General features: G+C 47.9%; 2 protein-coding genes. Both read right to left on the bottom strand.

What is annotated here, in order from left to right:
- Window positions 1–104 precede the first annotated feature (104 nt).
- Window positions 105–9,680 (bottom strand): SdrD B-like domain-containing protein, encoded by a 9,576-nt coding sequence (locus DTQ70_RS14785; RefSeq protein ID WP_122931522.1) that lies wholly within the window; start codon window positions 9,678–9,680, stop codon window positions 105–107.
- Window positions 9,681–10,229: 549 nt separating this feature from the next.
- On the bottom strand, window positions 10,230–23,015 hold the full coding sequence (locus DTQ70_RS14790; protein WP_122931523.1) for an SdrD B-like domain-containing protein: 12,786 nt from the start codon (window positions 23,013–23,015) through the stop codon (window positions 10,230–10,232).
- Window positions 23,016–23,210: the final 195 nt, after the last annotated feature.

Consider the following 23,210-nt stretch of genomic DNA (forward strand, 5'->3'; position numbering starts at 1 on the left):
TTGCTATTAAACACTCCTATACACACCATTTTTAGTTTTTAGAAAAAATCCCCCAGCAGGCAACCTACTGAGGGACTCATTGAGAGAGAGAATAGTCTCCTCTTTTACTTCTTCACTTTCTTCACCGTGTAAGGAATACACAAGTCCACAGGACAACAATTTGCACCCGCTTCGATGATGACTGGACAACAACCGTTGGCTGGGCACGTCTGGTTCGTCGCTGTGAAAGTATAGACTCCCACTTCTGAGAACAACACCACGTTACCCGTCGCGACCGACGTCGTGCCGCCGTTCTTGAACCATTGTACATTCGTCAAATTGGCAGGAACTCCTACTTCTAACTTCTGACCAGCGCACAACTCAAACGGTACTGTGAAACATTCTTGGTCAATGTCATCTTCACCACCTTTGCCGTTGCCTGGCGTGCTGTCTTTGTCTTTCTCATTGGTCTTGCTGATTTCAGCCGTGTTCAAATGAATTCCCGCCTGCGTCGCTCGCACTTGGTAGCGTAACGTTACCGTATCGCCTGCGGCCGCGATGTTACCAATGTTCCACTTAATCACGTTGCCGCTGATTGTCGCACTACCACGACTTACCACAAAGCTGCCGCTCACAAATTGAACCGTCGTAGCGATGCTGTCTGTTACTTCTACACCCGTCGCGTTCTTGTTCCACTCGTTCCATACTTTAATCGTGTAAGTCAGCACATCACCAACCCGCGCGATTTTTGTATTAATTGACTTCTTCAACGCCAAGTCAATCGTATCGATACAGCTTTGCGCATTGATTGTCGCTGGTACGCGGCTCGTACTTACAGCCGTTGGACAGGTCGGGTCAGTACTGCGCGCTTGGGCGTAGAAAACCGTATTCGCCGTTACTGTGCCACTTGGCTTGTAATTTAATCCTGTTGATAATACCGTTCCGCCCGTTTGTTGGCTAAACCATTCTACTGTGGAGAGTCCCACCACCGTTGCTTTTAAGGTTGGGAAAGTATCCCCGATACAAGCCGTCAAACTTGGGGCTAACAACACTGGAACTGGTGGATTACAGTTACAGTTAGGCCCAACAATCGTCGTATCTGACTTACAAATCGCACTCAGGCTGTCCGTAATGATCACACTCGCTCCCGACGGGATACCTGTGACCGTGTAAGGATTGTTCCCGCTCAATGTGCCTTTGTTCACTTTTACAACGCCCAATTTGTTGGTTACACTAAACGTAATGCTGTACGTTTGTACATCCGCCGAACAAACGGGAGCGTCCGTCAAAGTTACGCTGGTTGCCACACAAGGGGCTGGGCAAGTAGGTACAATTACTTTCACCGTATCTTGACAACCATTTACCGAATACACAAAGTCAAACGACTTGCCTTGGGCAGTAGCGTTGGTGATACTTACTAAACCTGAACTGCTTATGGTCGCTCCCGTTGGATTGCCCGTCAAAGCTGACCAAGTTCCTCCCGTCGGCGTCGCTGATAATTGTACACTTGATGGTACATTGCCGTTTGAACAAACCAAGGTCGTGTCTTTACCTGCGCTTGGTTTGGCATTCACCGTCACTACTACATTCGCTGTGTCTTTGCAACCAGCTGCATTTTGAGCGACCAACACATACGTCGTTGTGCCAGTTGGTTTCACTGAACTTGGCGTTGCTACGGCCGTGCCATTTGCTGTTCCTACTGTCCATACTGGACTCAAATAAGTATCGTAATTCGTAATCTTCGACGTCAAATCCACCGACTCACCTGCGCAAATCGTCGCAGAACCGTCGGCAATCACTGGCTTGGCAAGTACAGTCACTTGCGCCGTGTCCGTACACGTTTGACCACCGCTCGTTACCGAATAGACAAACTTATACGTGCCCGCTGCATTCAAACCACTGATGTTACCACTGGCATCTATCGTTGCTGCTGACGGGTTGGCGGGGCTGACAATCGGTGCCCATGTGCCACCTGTCGTCACTGCCGTTAACTTCGCCGTACTCGTCGGTTGGCATACATTCGCCGCATCAGCACCTGCATTTGGTTTCACGCAACCTGCGCATGGCGCTACCGTCACCGCGACCGTGTCTTTGCAACCTGCTGACGTCGTGTAAATGAACTGATACGTTCCTGCGATAGTCATACCCGTCACGTTGTTACCCGTAATCGTCGCCGTCGTTGGCGTTGTACCTAATTGTGACCAACTGCCTCCCGCGGGACTCGGTACTAGCGTATAACTTGTTGCCAAAGTATTTGTCGCCGCATTCACACACGCCAAGGTCGTGTCTTTGCCTGCATTCGGTTTAATATTCACCGTCACGACCACATTCGCCGTGTCTTTACAACCAGCCGCGTTTTGAGTAACCAATACGTATGTCGTTGTTCCCGTTGGTTTTACTGAGGCTGGCATTGTCACTACCGTGCCATTCGCCGTGCCCACTGTCCACACTGGACTCAAATAAGTATCATAATTCGTAATCTTCGACGTCAAATCAACCGACTCACCTGCGCATATCGTGGCACTTCCATCAGCAATTACTGGCTTGGCCAAAACTATTACCTGCGCCGTGTCCGTACACGTTTGGCCACCACCCGTAATTGAGTACACAAATCGGTAAGTACCCGCCGCGTTCAAACCACTGATATTACCACTGACATCTATCGTTGCTGCTGACGGGTTGGCTGGACTACCAATCGGTGCCCATGTGCCGCCCGACGTTACCGCCGTTAACTTCGCCGTTTTCGTTGGTTGACATACAGACGCTGCGTCAGCACCCGCATTTGGTTTTACGCAAACTGGGCACGGTGCTACCGTCACCGCAATCGTGTCTTTGCAACCTGCTACCGAAGTATAAATGAACTGATATGTGCCTGCTACCGTCATGCCTGTTACGTCGTTACCAGAAATCGTCGCCGTCGTTGGAGTCGTGCCCAATTGTGACCAGCTTCCTCCCGATGGGCTTGGACTCAGCGTGATACTCGTCGCTAGCGTATTGGTCGTCGCATTCACACACACCAAGGTCGTGTCTTTGCCTGCATTTGGTTTGACATTCACCGTCACTACCACATTCGCCGTGTCTTTACAACCAGCCGCGTTTTGAGCAACCAATACATAGGTAGTCGTACCCGTTGGTTTTACTGAGGCTGGCGTTGTCACTACCGTGCCATTCGCCGTGCCCACTGTCCACACTGGACTCAAATAAGTATCATAATTCGTAATCTTCGACGTCAAATCCACCGACTCACCTGCGCATATCGTGGCACTTCCATCAGCAATTACTGGCTTGGCGTTCACTACCAATTGTACAAATACCGTATCCGCACAATTCGCATCACCCGCCGTATTTACTACCACTGCAAAATATTTCGTTCCTGCCGTGGTTAATACTGCGCCGCTCGGTGTGAAGGTTGCACTCGTCGCGCCACTCACTGCTGTGCCCAGGTTGCTCGTCGTGTCTGCCAATGGGCCGTACCATTTGTATTCTACCCCTGTGCTTGGCGTGGCTGTGTAGGCTGTTGCTGCGCCGCCTGCACATATCGTCTGTGTTTTCGGCGTAGCAAAGGCCACTGGTTTGGTACACAAGATACACTCAAATGTATAAGTTACTTTAGCACTCGCATACGCCCGCGTCCGTTGTAAAGCACGCAAGTTGCCTCCACCGCCTGTCAAACTAAGGCCAGATAACGTACTCACTTCTAAAGGCACATTGCCCGTCCCAATAAAGGGAGCCAGCGCCAATGCTGTATTATACGTAAACGTTCCACTCGCCGAATCCGCTATCATCGGGTTGATATACATGTCATCGTCATCCGTCGCATCGCCCGTCGCATTCGTCACCCAACGCGCATCCACCCGAGGGTCTTTGAAGACCGTCAAATAATCACTTACCCACGACTCCATGCGACCCAAGGTTGTCGGTGTGGGTACTGGCGATGGAATACTATCTCCCGCCCAATTACCCGTCCCTGGTACCAAAATACCTCCTGGCAACGTCGTTTGAGGAACTGCCATCTCTAACATATTCGTCGCGATGCCTGTTCCGTCCAACGTAAGCGTCGCCTCAGAACTTGCTTTGGCATTGAACGACTGCGATTGGGCTGCCCTATTCTCAAATATAAAGGCCGTTTTGCCACCCACTAAATATTCTAATTTCACCGATGTTAGCACCCGCGTACCGCCTTGTTCATCAAACTTTGGTATAATAATCGGCAATGAGTTTAGCTCTGTGATGTCCACTTGGGTACCATACTCATACGTCACTGTACTAGGCGTTCCTTGCACGCAAGTTACAGCACAAGTTCCTGGGTCGGTCACAACTACAGTCGTCGAGCAGCCCGTTACGTTATCCGTTATCGTTAAGGTCACGCTACCTTTGCCCGCGCTTCCTGCTGGCGTACGTAATGGGGTATTCAGTCCGCAATTAATTGCTGTCGCCGCGCTGCCGTTTGACAACGTTATAACTAATGGATTCCCGCCTTGCGTGGCCGTTACCGTAAATTTATTGGTGCTCATGGGCTCAGTGGACACATGGATGCTAAACGTCATGTAATCATCTGTACCATCTTCGGGCGTACCGTTGGCATGGCAAAGAGCTGTCACTGCGGGAACCGTGATTTTGCTCACATCCAATTGAACAAAAGCCGTATCTGCACAAGTCACATCGCCCGTCGTATTCACCACTACCGCATAATATTTTGTTCCTGAGGTAGTTAATGCTGTACCCGTTGGCGTAAACGTCGCATTGGTAGCACCACTAATGGCCGTTCCTAAACTACCCGAAGTGCTTGTCAATGGGCCGTACCATTTGTATTCTACGCCCGTACTTGGCGTAGCCGTGAAGGCTGAAGCAATACCACCTACGCAGATCGTTTGTATTTTTGGAGTCGCTGAGGCTACGGGCAAAACACAACAAGCCACTGGTGCAATAGTTATCGTCGTGTCTTTGTAGCAACATTCGCCGTTATAGAAACGAATCGTGTATGTTGCGCCCGCGTTACTAATGCCTGTCACCAAGTCTTTGGGGAAAGTGCTACCAATCGCCGTGGCTGTGGCGTAAGTCGTATCGCCACTCCATGCACCCGTTCCCGTTTTTGTCCTATATTTATCATAAGGAGCTATCGCAATGCTCAAACTGATTTTTCCATCGTTTTGAGGAACTGTAACCGCACATTTGGGAGCTGTCAAGGTGATTGAACTAGCGCCAATCGAAGGACTTGTACAATAAAATCCTGCATCAAAAGTATGATTGACACTTCCTGCATTTCCAGTGGTAAGATTAATACAAAAAGCGCCACTGATTACCTCCGCATCGCTGTCGTTTTGGTCGTTGCCGTTGCTGGCCGTGGCATCTTTGAGCGTTACGTCAAATTGACCCAAACCCGCCACTGTTAGTTTTCCTGCAACTAATTGGCCTTCCCCAAAAACCAACTTATAAGCTGTGTTTGGTAGAAGTGTGGTATCAGCACCTGTGCCTTCCCAAGTTCCCGTAGTCAGGGTTGATTTTGATGAAAAATAATATTCGCCGTTGGTACCCGTCTTGGTCGTGGCGATTTTGGTCGTGCCTTTGTAGAGCGTTACGTTGATGTCTTTCAGCGCTTTTTCACAAGGGTCTTGTACCCCGTTTTTGTTGGCATCGTTCCACACGTAGTTACCTAGTTCGAGGTAGGTTGGAATAGAACATCCTAGTTCAATATCTCCTAAGCCCGTTGATTTCCCAAATAGTCCTTTATTACGTATGCCTTGGTACACCACATAGCCTCCATTTTTAGCTCCCGTTTGGTTGTTTGCTTTAATAACTCCCCCTGCATCAAATGGGTTGGACGACCAGTCCGCTGGCACATTATAACCTCCCACGGGATCCATCGCGGTTGTCACGATTTCGCCCGAACCTGGGCGTAAAGCAAGCGCTCCTAAGGCAGTTTCGGCATGGGCCAACTCTATGTTACCACCATTGTAAGACCAAGTAAGGTTTTCATCATAAAATTCCCCAAAACCTGGCCCTTGGTCATTGGTTGGGTTTGACCCCGTGGTTGGCCCCGCTTTTGCTGCATTTTCTAAAATATATGTTCCATTGGAATAATAAGCCCGTAAAAAGTCTCCTCCCGACGTCGTAGAATACAGCGGTGAGTTCCCCGTTGGGGCATAGTTGACACTTCCGCCGATTAATCCTGCGCGGTCGCCAAAACCCAAAATCATTGACCCATCAATGTCAAACTCTATATCGGTCAACATAGGCATGGGGTACGTCCAGCTATAGATATTCCCACCCATGTCTCTTAGGGTAGCAATGTAAGTACTCCAATCATCCGTCCAAGGAAACCAACCTGTTACAGCTCGCACAGAGGGATGCGTATCCGCTGGGCCTTTGGGGTAAGTCAAAGGAAAATCAAACACAGTTGACCAAGTTGAGCCCGTCAATTTATATACGTAAGCCCGTAGATCTGATTTGTTCTGAGAAATACTTCCATCACAAACAACGCCCACATAGGCATTTCCATCCACAATTTTCAACCCAAACGGGCGCGCTACCCCAGCTACACAGCCAGGATTAGGAATCGTATAGCCAATAGCATCGGCTGCTGTTGGTTTTGTCGTACCGTCTGCATTGTAGGCAGAAATATTGACTGAATAGAGCTTCTTGTCATACACATTGACAAACCAAAACATATTACCATCTTCGCTCAAATCAATGTCCCCAATTCCTACTTTTCCAATTTGCGAGATTACGGAAGGATCATTAGACGCATCTGCACGATTGGCAGGAAGAAGTCGGGCGGCGTTTGAAAGCACGGGGCTTCCAGCGTCTTCGACATCAATGTTCAAATCGTTTTTCACATTGATAAAACTACTCACCACTGGCGAAGCTGGGTTTGTCAAATCGGTTACATAAATCGCCGCAATTCCGTCAGGACCAAGTCCCGCATGTCGTTTCAAGATGGCCGATTGGAATATTCGTTTGGTAAAACGGTTGTAAGCCGTTCCCCATAAAGTACCTACTTGAACGGCGTTGGCAATGTGCGATGGCGCTACGTATCCACCACCAGTTTGATTGGGAAGTCCTGTATTGGCATAATCAAACATAACAGTCGCATCCATCGTTCCAGCATCTCCGCCCGCCAAGGGATCACCGTTGACAAAGCAAGGCACAAAAACAAGGGGGTTCGTTTGGCAATAATCGTTGGGATCTAACACTCCTAAATCCACGTTGCAGTCGGCTGCGGTAACAAATTGTACGGTTGTCCGTCCATCGGCTCCATTGACCGTTCCGTTGCCATAAATAGAGGGTAAATTGCTAAACTCGACCCGAATTGGATAACTTCCTGCAGCCAGCCCTGTAAATACATACTTACCGTTGAAATCGGTGGTGGTTGTACTTACCAGCGCCCCATTACAATCAAAGGCTTTCACGGTTACTCCTTCCAGCCCTTGGGTTTCACCCGTTTGTTTTATCCCATCGGCATTGTAATCAAAAAACACCGAACCTCCCGTTTGGTTAGCCCCACAAACCAACGGTTCGCAAGCAGCTGGTGCACTGAAGGTGGTGCTAGTAACCGAGCAGGAAGTCGTTGTTGAAAAATTGGCACTTACCGATAACCCACTTGCGCCATTGGCAGGAATTTCAAAAGCAATCACTTGGGGTGAAACAATAGTTTGAGAGCCAGTTGCCCCAAAACCATAATTGACACTGATTGACCCAGGTGTAATTGTTCTAGTCGCAGGCACACTCCCCGCTGGCCCCGTTACCGTGATGGTTTCGCCCGCTGGTGCGTTTTGCCATGCTACTTCAACGCTGACCGTGGCCTTGCTGCCATTGTTTTGGTAACAACCCGAAACCATCGGCTTGACGGTAATAGAGCAAGTGGCAGTACAGGTTACTGCCGCTACTGTGATGGTTGTATCTTTGGTACAGTTATCGGCCCCGTTGAAAAATCGAATCGTGTAAGTTCCTCCTGTATTGGGAATGTTATTTTGTAAGGTTGAAGGAAACGAAACAATTGCCGTTGCTGTCGAATAAGTTGGCCCCGAATATGTTGCCCCCGTACTGATACCATATCGGTCGGCATTGTTTATACTATTAAGAACAATAGCACCATTATTGTCGGCAGTAGCTCCGCTGCAACTCGGAGCTGAGACAGCTGCGCCGATGGTACTGGGTACTACGCAGGGCTCTGGGTCTCCAACATTCCCAATTTCGACATCCCCTAAAGCCAATCCTTTTGAACCCAAAAGTGGGTTAGCGCCAACTCCCGCGCCTCCATTGTAGGAAACCAAATCTTGGTTATCAATCATGGTTCCTGCCAGGCTCATTACTGTTAGTCCATTGCTGTTTGACGCAACAGGATCCACAGTTACTCCGATAAACTCATTTGAACCACTTTTATAAGCAATACCTCCAAGGGCTGCTTCGTTTTCGAGGTTTGACATGGCATCACCATAATAATTGCTAATGGTGCTACTCCAACTCCCTCCCCCCGATGATAACACCCTGACGACGTCGCCGCTGGCACGTACCCGTTCGTCGGTATTGGATGTCCCAGGTTGGGTATTACCTTCCGACCCCGTTTGCAATCCATGTCTGTCCATCAGGGAGATGAGCATCGAGCCATCGTCTAAAATCTCCAAATCAGCTATCAATGGCTGTGGGTATAATTGGAAATACCCATCTCCAATGTTTGGAATACCATTGGTATAATCATCGTACCAAGGTACCCACTCTGCGGTATTATTATTCCCCACGCCAGGATTTCCGCGTGCGTAATTCAAGTCAATTGCGACCACTTGGGTAAAATTCCCAGTGGTTTTATCTAGTTTAAAAACGTAGCCTTTTAGTTTGGCTCGGTTACTCACACTTTCACGATTTGTTGTTGAAGAAAGATCAATAGGACCTGAGGTTGTTGGTGCAGCGGGTGTCACGTTTTCAGCGGAAGCTACCACCCCTAAATACACTGAGCCATCGCTTGTTACCTCTAGCCCCCAAGGACGCAACTCACCATCAGTAGGGGTAACTCCCGTTGATGTTGCATTGATAGGATATACCTTTCCAACTGTTGGATTACTAGAGTTGCTAATGTTAACTTCTATTAATTGACGGTCTCTTAAATTAACAACCCATAAAGTATTACGAGTCGGGCTAATGTCCATATCCCCTAAACCAGATTTACCAGCCAAAGCATAGGCTGGGTTGTCCGCATTTGGATCACTGAATGCCCCTAGCGTCCCATGGTCATTGCTAGCACCCGTGTTGATAGTCACCGAACTACCGTTGGGCAACTGGCCTGTTTTTCCATTCAGGTCAATTAATAAACTTGCCGTGGGAGTGCTACTTGATGCAGGAATGACATAGATAGCCCCAGAGCCATTTGGCCCATAGCCCGAATGCCTTTTTAAAGCGGCGGCAGCATAAAATGAATTAATCCGAACGTCGAATGCTGTCCCCCAAGTAGCACCAATTTGGCCGAAATTTGCCAAATGGCTAACTGCAGAAGCCCCCGAAGATAAACTATTACTCCCCTGCCCTGCATTGTAATACACACCAACAAAAGCATCTTGGGTGCTATTATTTGCGTTTGTGTGGCTACCATTGACATAGCATGGAACTCCCACAACGGGCGTTTGGGCACGTACTAAATAATTGACCGTACATTGCAAAAGCAACACAATGTATCCAATGACAGGCAAATAAAGTTTTTGAGTTTTCATTCAAGAAAATTCTAAATAGTTGAAAACGAAATTGATGTGCTCCTAGTCAGTAACCATCTTCTCATCTATTCACATGCTGTATAATGCGAAATAAATTATTTCATTTTTGTAAAATATATACCCAAAAATGAAGGGTCACTTCAAAAGAAGACCACGATTTGGTTTGTAGCAACTACCATACCATTTTTCTCAAATGATATACCTTATTCTAAAAAATCAGTACATTAAATACTAGTTATTTATTCCATTTCAGTTATTAAAGGAAGTAGTCCACCAATAAAAAACGCTATTTAAGAATATATAGAGTGTATTAAAGCCCACTCTATGTATGTCTTTTAAGTGTTCAATCAAAAGTTTTTGAAACATTCAAACTAGTCCCGGTACAGGCGTAACATTTGTAGTAGCAGCTAACTTTTATGTTCAACTATTTAAGGCTCGACACACACCACACAAAACCCTCATTTTCAGAAATTTACACCTTTAATAAGTACAAAAAAAATAGGCTACCCAAAAGGCAGCCTATTTAAAGTTGATTTAACTATCCTCTATTTATTTTTTCACTTTTCGCACTGTAAATGGCACACAAACCTCGGCTGGGCAACAGTTGGTGCCTGGTTCGATGATGACTGGACAACAGCCGTTGGATGGACATGTCTGGTTCGTTGCAGTGAAAGTATAAACGCCATCTTCACTGAATAATACCACATTACCCGTTGCAACGACCGTTGTACCACCGTTTCTGAACCATTGGACATTCGTCAAATTGGCAGGAACACCTACTTCTAACTTCTGACCCGCGCACAACTCAAACGGCACCGTGAAGCATTGCTGATCGATGTCATCTTCGCCACCTTTACCATTACCTGGCGTGCTGTCTCTGTCCTTCTCGTTGGTCTTACTGATTTCGGCCGTGTTCAAGTGTACTCCCGCTTGCGTCGCTCGCACTTGGTAGCGCAAGGTCACTGTGTCGCCATTTGCTGCGATGTTACCTATCGTCCACTTAATCACGTTTCCGCTGATGGTCGCACTGCCTCGGCTCGCTACAAAGCTACCGCTCACAAACTGCGCCGTGGTCGCGATGCTGTCCGTTACTTCTACACCCGTCGCGTTCTTGTTCCATTCATTCCACACTTTTACCGTGTACGTCAGCACATCACCCACTCGCGCTATTTTAGTACTAATTGATTTCTTCAACGCCAAATCAATGGTGTCGATGCAGTTTTGTGCGTTGATGTTGGCAGGAACTCGGCTCGTACTAATGGCTGTCGGGCAACTTGGGTCAGTGCTGCGTGCTTGGGCGTAGAACACTGTGCTACCCGTTACGGTGCCAGCTGGTTTATAATTTAAGCCCGTTGACAGCAACGTTCCGCCTGTTTGTTGGCTATACCACTCTACAGTCGCCAAACCTACTATCGCTGCTTTCAAGGTCGGGAAGGTATCACCGATACAAGCCGTCATGCTTGGTGCCAACAACACTGGTACTGGAGGGTTACAGTTACAATTAGGCCCAACAATGGTCGTATCGGCTTTACACAAAGCACTCAAACTATCAGTGATAATCAAACTCGCACCCGATGGAATACCAGTTACGGTATATGGATTATTGCCTGTTAAAGTCCCTTTGTTGACCTTCACAATGCCCATTTTGTTGTTTACCGTAAACTTAATGCTGTACGTTTGAACGTCCTGCGAACACAACGGCGCTTCGGTCACAATCACACTTGATTTCACACAAGGCACAATCAATCCTGCATCCACCGTCAAGTTATCTTTTGCAATACCCGTGCCTAATGCGTCGATTGGCACCACTTGACTCCGTCCTGTTGTCGGTCCAAAATCACTGTCTTTGGTATCATCAGCGCCTTCGTTTTGTTTACTTGTAATTTGACACGTATCGGCCAAACTTGAAAGGACAAGTTGCACAAAATAATTGCCGCTCGACAAGTTGGTAAACAAGTACTTACCCGTTGCATCGGTGGTATCTTTGGCTACCAAAACAGGTGTTGGAGTAGTTATACCTTCCAAGCGATATAGTTCTAGGATTACTCCAGCCACTCCTTTTTCCGCTGGCAAATCTTGTAAACCATTGTTGTTCACATCTTTCCAAACGAAGTCCCCAATCGAACCTTTGGGAGAGTACAAGGCCGCATCCACCGTTGGGTTGTCTTTGACAATGCCTGTACCCAATGCGTCTATCGTTACAGTTTGTGATAAGCCCGTCGTCGGGTTGAAATCGCTGTCTTTCGTATCGTCGCCGCCTAAATCTTGCTTACTGCTAATCACACAACCTGCTGGTAAACTCGTCGTCACAATTTTTACTTGGTACGTGCCTGAGTTCAAATTTGAGAACAAGTATAAACCATTGGCATCCGTCGTGTCAGTCGCCAATACGGCGCTCGTCGATGGGTTCAACAATTGAACAATCACACCCGCTACCGCTGGTTCGCCTACATCCTGAACGCCATCATTGTCTTGATCTTTCCAAACATAATCCCCAATCGAACCTTTTGGCGAGTACAAACCTGCGTCAACCGTTGGGTTGTCTTTGACAATGCCTGTACCCAATGCGTCTATCGTTACCGTTTGTGATAAGCCCGTCGTCGGGTTGAAATCGCTGTCTTTCGTATCGTCACCGCCCAAGTCTTGCTGGCTGCTAATCACACAACCCGCTGGCAAACTCGTCGTCACAATCTTTAATTGATAACTGCCTGAGTTCAAGTTCGAGAACAAGTACAAACCATTGGCATCCGTCGTGTCAGTCGCCAATACGGCGCTCGTCGTTGGGTTCAACAATTGAACTATCACGCCCGCCACCGCTGGTTCGCCTGCATCTTGTACGCCATCATTGTCTTGGTCTTTCCAAACATAATCCCCAATCGAACCTTTGGGAGAGTACAAACCTGCATCCACCGTTGGGTTGTCTTTGGCAATGCCTGTACCCAATGCGTCTATCGTTACCGTTTGTGATAAGCCCGTCGTCGGGTTGAAATCGCTGTCTTTCGTATCGTCACCGCCCAAGTTCTGCTGGCTGCTAATCACACAGCCTGCTGGCAAACTCGTCGTTACTATCTTCACTTGATAACTGCCTGAGTTCAAGTTCGAGAACAAGTACAAACCATTGGCATCCGTCGTGTCAGTCGCCAATACGGCGCTCGTCGTTGGGTTCAACAATTGAACTATCACGCCCGCCACCGCTGGTTCGCCTGCATCCTGAACGCCATCATTGTCTTGATCTTTCCAAACATAATCCCCAATCGAACCTTTGGGAGAGTACAAACCTGCATCCACCGTTGGGTTGTCTTTGGCAATGCCTGTACCCAATGCGTCTATCGTTACCGTTTGTGATAAGCCCGTCGTCGGGTTGAAATCGCTGTCTTTCGTATCGTCACCGCCCAAGTTCTGCTGGCTGCTAATCACACAGCCCGCTGGCAAACTCGTCGTTACTATCTTCACTTGATAACTGCCTGAGTTCAAGTTCGAGAACAAGTATAAACCATTGGCATCCGTCGTGTCAGTCGCCAATACGGCGCTCGTCGTTGGGTTCAACAATTGAACTATCACGCCCGCTACCGCTGGTTCGCCTACATCCTGAACGCCATCATTGTCTTGGTCTTTCCAAACATAATCACCAATCGAACCTTTGGGAGAGTACAAACCTGCATCCACCGTTGGGTTGTCTTTGACAATGCCTGTGCCCAATGCGTCTATCGTTACAGTTTGTGATAAGCCCGTCGTCGGGTTGAAATCGCTGTCTTTCGTATCGTCACCGCCCAAGTTCTGCTGGCTGCTAATCACACAGCCCGCTGGCAAACTCGTCGTCACAATCTTCACTTGATAACTGCCTGAGTTCAAATTTGAGAACAAGTACAAACCATTGGCATCCGTCGTGTCAGTCGCCAATACGGCGCTCGTCGTTGGGTTCAACAATTGAACTATCACGCCCGCCACCGCTGGTTCGCCTGCATCTTGTACGCCATCATTGTCTTGGTCTTTCCAAACGTAATCCCCAATCGAACCTTTTGGCGAGTACAAGGCCGCATCCACCGTTGGGTTGTCTTTGGCAATGCCTGTACCCAATGCGTCTATCGTTACCGTTTGTGATAAGCCCGTCGTCGGGTTGAAATCGCTGTCTTTCGTATCGTCGCCGCCTAAATCTTGCTTACTGCTAATCACACAGCCTGCTGGTAAACTCGTCGTCACAATTTTTACTTGGTACGTGCCTGAGTTCAAATTTGAGAACAAGTATAAACCATTGGCATCCGTCGTGTCAGTTGCCAATACGGCGCTCGTCGTTGGGTTCAACAATTGAACTATCACGCCCGCTACCGCTGGTTCGCCTACATCCTGAACGCCATCATTGTCTTGGTCTTTCCAAACATAATCCCCAATCGAACCTTTTGGCGAGTACAAACCTGCGTCAACCGTTGGGTTGTCTTTGACAATGCCTGTACCCAATGCGTCTATCGTTACCGTTTGTGATAAGCCCGTCGTCGGGTTGAAATCGCTGTCTTTCGTATCATTACCGCCCAAGTCTTGCTGGCTGCTAATCACACAGCCCGCTGGCAAACTCGTCGTCACAATCTTCAATTGATAACTGCCTGAGTTCAAGTTCGAGAACAAGTACAAACCATTCGCATCCGTCGTGTCAGTCGCCAATACGGCGCTCGTCGTTGGGTTCAACAATTGAACTATCACGCCCGCCACCGCTGGTTCGCCTGCATCTTGTACGCCATCATTGTCTTGGTCTTTCCAAACGTAATCCCCAATCGAACCTTTGGGAGAGTACAAGGCCGCATCCACTGTTGGGTTGTCTTTGGCAATGCCTGTACCCAATGCGTCTATCGTTACAGTTTGTGATAAGCCCGTCGTCGGGTTGAAATCGCTGTCTTTCGTATCGTCACCGCCCAAGTTCTGCTGGCTGCTAATCACACAGCCCGCTGGCAAACTCGTCGTCACAATCTTTAATTGATAACTGCCTGAGTTCAAGTTCGAGAACAAGTACAAACCATTGGCATCCGTCGTGTCTGTGGCTAATACCGCGCTGGTCGTCGAATTTAACAATTGCACAATCACACCCGCTACCGCTGGTTCGCCCACATCTTGAACGCCGTTGTCGTTTTGGTCTTTCCAAACGAAGTCCCCAATCGAACCTTTAGGCGAGTACAAACCTGCATCTATCGTTGGATTGTCTTTGCTCAGGCCACCAATTACTGGGTCTAACTTCACTACATTGCTCAGACCGTTTGTGCCAAAATCATTATCAGTCACATCTGGTCCAAGGTCTTTTTGAGAACTTATCACGCAGCTATCGGGCAAGGTACTCAACACCAACTGAACGATGTAATCACCTTTAGGCAAGTTTTTGAACTCATACTTACCGCCCGTTGCCGTTACGGTAGAATCCAACTTAGCGACAGGATTACCACTTGCGTTGGCAGACCACAATATCATTTTCACACCATTTACCCCTGGCTCACCGCTGTCCTGCTGACCATTATTGTTTAGGTCTTTCCAAACAAAGTCGCCGATTGAACCTACGGTTGAGTTAAATCCAGCATCGAAGGTATGATTTGCCCCTGCATCAGGTGTGGTTTCACAAATTACAGGATAACCTTGTAAAACAGCGGGGGCGGTATTGGTGGCAATTTCAAAGTCACTGTCGTTTTGGTCGTTACCCCCGTCAGTTGTGCTGTTAAGTTTTGTCAACTGATAGCCTACTCCACCTACCGTTAGTGAGCCAGTAGTCGTGTTAAATTTACTATCTTCTTTCCCAATCACGATATAGTACTGGGTGTTAGGTTGTGGCCCTAAAACATTGGGTTTGGCAGCGCCAATCGTATCAACAACGTTGGTGGCATCGAAATAATACTCCCCTAGTGCATTCGTTGTATCTTTGGCTAAGAAATTACCCAATTTATCATAAAGACTCACGACCACATTGGCAATACCAGGCTCGTTGCAAGGGTCTTGCACTCCATCTTTATCGGTATCAATCCACAAACGGTTACCAATTTGGACGGGTGCAACGTCACAAAGCGCTTCCAAATCTCCCAAGGCAATGGCCTTACTAAAGAAGGTTGTGCTCATCGACACAGGAGTTACTTGGTATCTTCTGGCGCTGTTACCGTTGGTATTATTGAAGTACGTCACCCCCGATGACACCACATCAAATGGATCTAACACAGTCACTGCTAACTCATTACGACCTGCGATAAATGCCATACCACCGTAGCTGGTTTCTAAGTGATCAGTCTGGTAGTTATCACCCGAATAAAACTCACCTCCACCTGGGCCTTGGTTGTTGCCGACACCTCCTGCTGAGGTATTGGTACCCACTTTACCATTACTTTCGAGGGTGAAATTACCCGCATTGGCATCTGCTCTCAACACATCGCCCGCAATGGTGGAACGAATGGTAGCAGTTCCGTACGTTTTGTAATTTCTATCGCCCGATTGATGTCCAAAACGGTCAAAAAAGCCTAATACCATGTCTCCATCTTCCAAAAACTCAATGTCTGACAACACGGGTTGAGGATATACCGTGAAAATATCCACATTAAATGCTTTGTCAATCGCGCCCGTCCATGCTTGCCATCTTACAACAGGTTCTTGACTATAAGGGCGGCCGTGTGTGTAAGTAAGTGGTACGGTCAAAACAGGAGTAAAAATGGTAGAACCATCGTCTGTCAACTCATAGACAATGCTTTTTAGCTGTTCTTTGTCTTGGGTCAACTCGGCAGGGCAAGTAGTTCCTACATACACTTTTCCTTTGTGGTATTTCAACGCAAACGGATAAGCCCTGTCTTCAAACTTCGCCCCTGCTACTGACCAAATTTTAATCCCACTCAAAATCGCGTTGGCATCTCCTCCTGGCAAGTCATTAATAGTAATATCCAAGCGATCATCGGTGACGGCCACGTTGTTGAACATTTGTGAAACACTCGCATTGGCCGCTATCGCTAGGGTTTGCGCTGTTCCTTCTACTGTATTGGTCTGATTTCTTGCCGCTGTATTATTACCAAAGTACAATTGAACATTGTATGTACCATTGGGAAGGCTAATCTTGTACTCAAACCCTGCCCCATTTCGGAACGTCGAATAAGCCGCGCCAGAACGTCCTGAAGAAGTTGTGACCCCTCCCGAGAAGAATTCATCACCCACAAAACCATTGATCAATGCGCCATTGACGTTTCCTCCTGCTTTAATATACAAAGTATCGTAGCTGCTTCCGCACGCTTTGGGAATATTAAAAGTTGTCAACGCTCCTGCTGAACCATCGGTATTGATAGCAATTTTGTGCAGTTGACTGCCTTTGGGATTCACCACCCAAAGGGCTGAGTTATCGTGTGAAATGTCAATGTCACCAATCCCAACCTTTCCAATTAATGGGAAGGTCGTAGCGTCATTACTAGGGGCAGTAGGAACACCCAATCCACGGGCAGCGTCATCACCAATGGTACCAAAATCTAAATTATAAGGCGCTTTGGTTAAATCAGCCCAAACGCTGTTGGTTAAAGTCGCCGCGTACGGATTTGAAGTTTGCCAAATGATGCCTAAATCGCCTTTGTTATCTCCATCCATGTCTTTCAATCCTGCATGTCGTTTGAGGAATGAACCCGTAAATAACTGTTTGGTCTGGTTGTTATAAGCAGTGCTCCATACCGAGCCAAACTCGCCTTTATTAGACAAATACTGGGGTTGAGGCGTCGTACCAGAAGTATTGTAGTTAAACTTCACCAAGACTTCCAATGGATTAACCCCATTGCCTGACGCTCCGTTGACAAAGCAAGTAGTAGTCATCAAAGGACTTGCCTGACAATAATCGTGCAAGCCCGTCAGTCCCATGTCCACCGTACAATTAGGTGCAATTACAAACTGCACATCCGTACGGCCGTCCACCCCGTTGTTGGTAGGACGAGCCCAGACAGGGAAGGTAGCACGCACAAATTCAATGCGTACGGTATCGTTGGCCGCTGTGACATTAGTCAACGTATAGCGGCCACGGTAATCGGTCACGGCGGAGTCAATTTTCGCGCCAGCACAGTTGAAGGCATATACTTTAATTCCCGCAAAACCCAATGAATCGGTGGTATTGAATACGCCATTGTTGTTAAAGTCGTTGAAAACCGTTCCTCCTATGGTGTTCGTACAAGGAGGCGCAGGACACAACACTGTGTTTACTTTGAAGGTCGTGTCTTTAAAACAAGCGTTTTCGCCTTTGAAAACCCGTACTGTAATGGTACTACCTGCGATTTGATTGTTTAAAGTAAACGATCCCGTGAAAGTCGTCGCCGATGCGTAAGCGGTATTAGTACCAATCGCATACTTGTCGCCATTCGACGTAATCGTCACGGAAGCATTGTTTTGTACAACCCCGTTTGAACAAGTAGCATTTACTTGCGTAAAGGCCGTGAACAACGGCTTAACGCAGGCGGGAATGAAGCCAGCATCAAAGGTGTGATTAGCACCTGAACTTGGGGTAGCTTCACAAATAACGGGGAAGCCTTGCAACGCCACAGGGGCTGAACTACCCGCCAGCTCGAAATCGCTGTCGTTTTGGTCGTTACCACTGTTTTGGGTACTGTTCGCAATGGTCAATTCATATTTTTGACCCGTACTCAACGTAAGTATGCCGTCAGCTCGGTTGAACTGCGCCCCCGTACCGATGGTTTCTTTCCCAATCACAATATAGTATTGGGTATTAGGTTGTGGCCCTCTGAAGTTAGGTTTGGCCAAACCTACGGTGTCCACCACGTTGGTTGCATCAAAGTAGTATTCTCCTAGCGCGTTGGTGGTATCTTTGGCAATAAAATTACCCGCTTTGTCATAAAGGCTCACGACCACGTTGGCAATGCCAGGCTCGTTGCAAGGGTCTTGCACCCCGTCTCTGTCGGTATCAATCCACAGGCGGTTACCAATTTGAATGGGTTGTGGGTTACATTGTAATTCTAAATCCCCCAAGGCATACCCTTTGCCAAAGCTAGCTACCCCACCACTATACAGTGTGTATGCCTTGTCGGCCAGCCCAGTCGTATTATTAAGCCAAATCGTCCCTCCCGAATAAATAGTATTATTCGCATCCATGGCAGCCATAATCACTTGGCCTGAGCCTGGCAAGAGTGCCAAACTACCCATGCTGCGCTCGTCGTGGTTGTTCATCCACGTATCCCCAAAATAGAACTCTTTGCCTCCGCGTCCTTGGCCGTTAGGAGCATACGTCGAAGACGCATTGTAGTTTTGCTGGGCGGTTGTACCACCCACCGTCAATGGCCCTACTTTACCATCATTCTCAATTTCATAAATACCGTTGTTATTATACGCGCGCATCACGTCACCGCCCGTTACACCTTGTTCGGCCAAAACGCCGTTAGGGAAGTTATTGGCTTCACCCGTTTGGTGTCCCCAACGATCCAAGAATCCTAAAATCATGGAACCGTCCACGTCAAATTCAATGTCTGACAACACAGGCTGCGGATAAAGGTCATGCAAGCCTGTCTGAACCGCCACCGTAAAGTCATCAGTCCAAGGATTCCAATGCGACTGTTTGTCTAAGTCACTACCCGTTAAAGCGGTGTACCAAGTAGCAGCCCCACGATCAAAATCCAATTTAAAGTTAAGTACTTGGCTGAATGTGCCAGTAGCAGGCGTAAACTCATAAACCACAGCTTTGAGGTCACTGCGTAGCTGCGAAGTAGCAGCGTCACATACCCCACCCACATATACTTTTCCACGGTAGGTTTTGGTTGCCCAAGGACGCCACTCGCCACCCACACAACCAGGCGTAGGAATCACCCAGCTCGTCACATTACCCGCCGTCGGGTTTGTTGTAGGTACACGATAGAGTTTTTTGGTGGCTAAATTAATGGTATAAAGAAATTCTTCATCTTCAGTAATGTCAATGTCACCAAGGCTAACTTTTCCAATTTGGGCAAAAGTAGTGGCATCGGTATTGGGTGAACCTGCAGCCGTGTTTACACCACGGGTAGCGTTGTCGGCGATGCTGCCTGTGCTTTCAACGGTATTCATGTCAAAAAACAACGTACCGTTGAGTCCTGTCGCATCGGGATTAATTTGATAAATAGCCCCTCCGCCGTTTGGCCCCATGGCCGAGTGGCGTTTGAGGAAAGCTGCGGCAAACAGACGGCTGGTGGATTTTTGGTAGGCAATCCCCCAAGTTGTCCCAATCTGATTGGTATTTGACAACTGTTTTTTATTGGCATTTGCCCCTCCACTCGTTACATCGTACGAGAAGCGAATCAGCGCGTCACCCGTGGCGGTGGTAGCTCCATTGACGTGGCAAGGAACCATCACAAACGGGTTGGTTTGACAATAGTCAGTTGTTAAACCTAAATCCACCGTACAATTAGGGGCAATCACAAACTGAACATCCGTACGTCCGTCAGTGCCGTTGTAAGTAGGCTTAGCCCAGGTAGGGAACGTAGCGCGAACAAACTCAATACGTACCGTATCGTTAGATGCCGTTACGTTGGTCAAAGTATAACGCCCACGGTAGTCGGTCACGGCGGAGTCGATTTTCACGCCTGCGCAGTTGAAGGCATACACTTTAATGCCCGCAAAACCCAAGGAGTCTGTTGTATTGAAAACGCCGTTGTTGTTAAAATCGTTGAAAACCGTTCCTCCGATGGTGTTGGTACAAGGAGGAGCGGGACAAAGTTTTTGGTTGACCAAAATGGTGGTATCGCGGTAGCAAGCATCGGCTCCGTTGAAAATACGGAAGGTAAGCAGCGAACCGGCGGTGAGGTTATTGGCAGTAAATGAGCCTGTGAAAGTTGTAGCGGCGGCGTATAACGTTGAAGTGCCAATGGCATATTTATCCCCCGTGGCGGTCACTGTTACCGAAGCATTATTATTGACAACAACTCCTGAGCAAGTTGCCGTTACTTGGGCAATGTTTGTAACCGCAGGTAAACACGAACGATAGCCGACATCAAAGCTGTGGTCGGTAGCGCCTATATCGCCCGTAGTAAAAGCGATTTGACCGTTGGTTCCCGCGTCAGAATCAATCAAGTCGTTGGTGCCTGCGTTGAGCGTCGTGATTGAATTAGTCCCTACCGCCGCTGGGAATTTTAATATATAATTGGTATTGGGCAGTAAGTTTATGCCATATTTGGCTGAGCTGGTATTCGTGCCCGTCGCCGAAGAGAAGTAATAGTTACCATTGGCGTCGGTTAGTACCGAGTCTATTTTGACCCCATTCGCATCGCACAAAATTACTTTTACGTTGGCCAGCCCTAGCTCTCCCGCGTCTTGAAAACCATCCGCGTCGGTATCTTGCCATACGCGGTTACCGATTTCGATGGGCGCAAACGTCCCCGTCAATTCGAGGTCTCCCAAACCGATGGCCTTTCCTAAGGCGGTATTGGTAGCCCCTGGTACCGAGCCATCGCCATAAAGCCGATAAGCCCCCGAAGCAGCCCCGTTGGAGGTCGAGAATTTCACCACACCCCCAGTTACGTAAGCGTCAGGATCCATGATTGTCATCAAGACGTTACCCGTTCCTTTTAGTACTGCCATTGCGCCCATTGACGTTTCGGCATGAATACCAAACGCTTCTGCATTAAAAAATTCTCCTCCTCCAGGCCCTTGCACATTACCAACCCCTCCCGAATACAGCTCCCCGTTGATGGAGTTGTAACGCCCGTTGCTTTCAAGCGTGAATGTTTGGGTCTGGCAATTTAATCCCGCTACTTGTATATCTCCCCCCGAAGTACCGTACCTGATTTCGGTACTTGTAGAAAGAAAACGGTAATTGTTAGCCCCCAATTGGTGTCCTGCACGGTCCGAGAACGTAAGCAACATATCACCTCTATCCGAAAACTCTATGTCACTTAATATCGGTTGTGGATAGGCCAAATTGAAGGCACCATTCCAAATAACATCACTCGCTCGGTGGGTCCAAGGATACCAACGATTGTCGCCAGTTGTGCTGGTCGTTGTTCCTTTGGTATAATTGAGGGGATAATCCAACAAAGGCGTGTTATTGAACGTAAGATTTCCAGTTGGGTCGTTAACTTCAAACACATACGCGCGTACATCAGAGGCACCGTTGATGGTGATACTCCCGCCATTCTCACCCGTCGAAACGGCTCCTACGTACAGTTTTCCACGGAAATACTTCAATGCCCAAGGGCGGAGCAGCCCGTTGTTGACAGTTATGTTTGGCAAACTATATTCCACGACTTCGGTAAAAGTCGTGGGATTGGCTGGGTTGTCAAATTTCATGCGTAAGAGTTTACGCGAGTACAAATTGACCACAAAAAGGTATTGTTCATCATCGCTAATTTCCAAATCACCTAATCCTACTTTACCCACTTGGTCAAAGGCAGCGGGGTCATAAGTAGGCGTAGTTGGCGTACCTGACAGGCCGCGTTGGGCGTTGGTACCCATTACCCCTAGCCCTTCTGGAAGCCCTGACACGGGGTCGGTACTTCCAAGAAAACTCACCGATACACCCGTATTGGCCACTGCGGGCGAACCTGCCGTAGCGGTAGCAAGTGCATAGCTGGTGCTACTTCCATAGGCGGGTGCGGTAGCCGCCGCACGCGTACGGAACCCGTTTTTATCTAAGTCGTACAAAGAATCGGCCACAAAAGTGGCTTCATCAATGATGTAAATTCCGCCAGTACCGAGTTGACCCAATCCAACGTGCCGCTTTATCAAGGCCGAGGTAAATATTTTTTTTGCTTTACGGCTGTATGCTACCCCCCAAGTAGCCCCAATCATATAACCATTGAGTTTTTTGGAAGGAGGGGTAGTGCTACCCGTATTGTTGTACGGAAAACCAACAAACCATTCACTCGCTCCCGATGCCCCCCCCGATGCGACGGGGTCGCCATGTACATAACAAGGGACATACACCATGGAGTTTGCAGCGCCAAGATTAAAGTCATTGGGGTAATACAGCCCAAAATTAACATTGGTACTATTGCCTTTGGCAAATTGCACCGAGCTTCCGTACGTAGCCCCTCCCAATGCCGAGAAATCTAACGAGTCGATGGCGCATTGACCAGAAGTAGGAAGCACAAACTCTACCCGAACATCGCCCGTACCGCAACCTGCCACGTTATAGTTAGGAGCGGTATTGCCTGACGTGGTAGTGGTGCCACATAACACCCCCGACCCTGAACTGGTGTTGTACACATTGACAACAACTCCTGGGATCAGTGGCTCGTTGGTGTCGCGCGTGCCATTTCCGTTAAAATCTCTAAATACGGTACCTCTCACCTGAGCATATCCTTGTAAACAGGACAATGTTAAGCCCAAAGTAAAAAGAAGAGGCACCACGAAGCGACTGGAAGTAAAAGCTATTTTCATAACCAAAATTTGATTTAGGATGCGGACTGCTTGAGTTTGCAGCTAAACAGAAACAATTAGTGTGCCAATCCTTTAGGGATATTCAATATTTCTTTTTGGGACACAGAAATAGCTCAATGGCGCTCAAAAGCACCAAATATGCAAATAAATAGCTTTAAAAACAGAAGAAGCAACACCAAAAAAAACCCTGATAAT

The sequence above is a fragment of the Runella sp. SP2 genome (genome assembly GCF_003711225.1).
Classification (GTDB): Bacteria; Bacteroidota; Bacteroidia; order Cytophagales; family Spirosomataceae; genus Runella.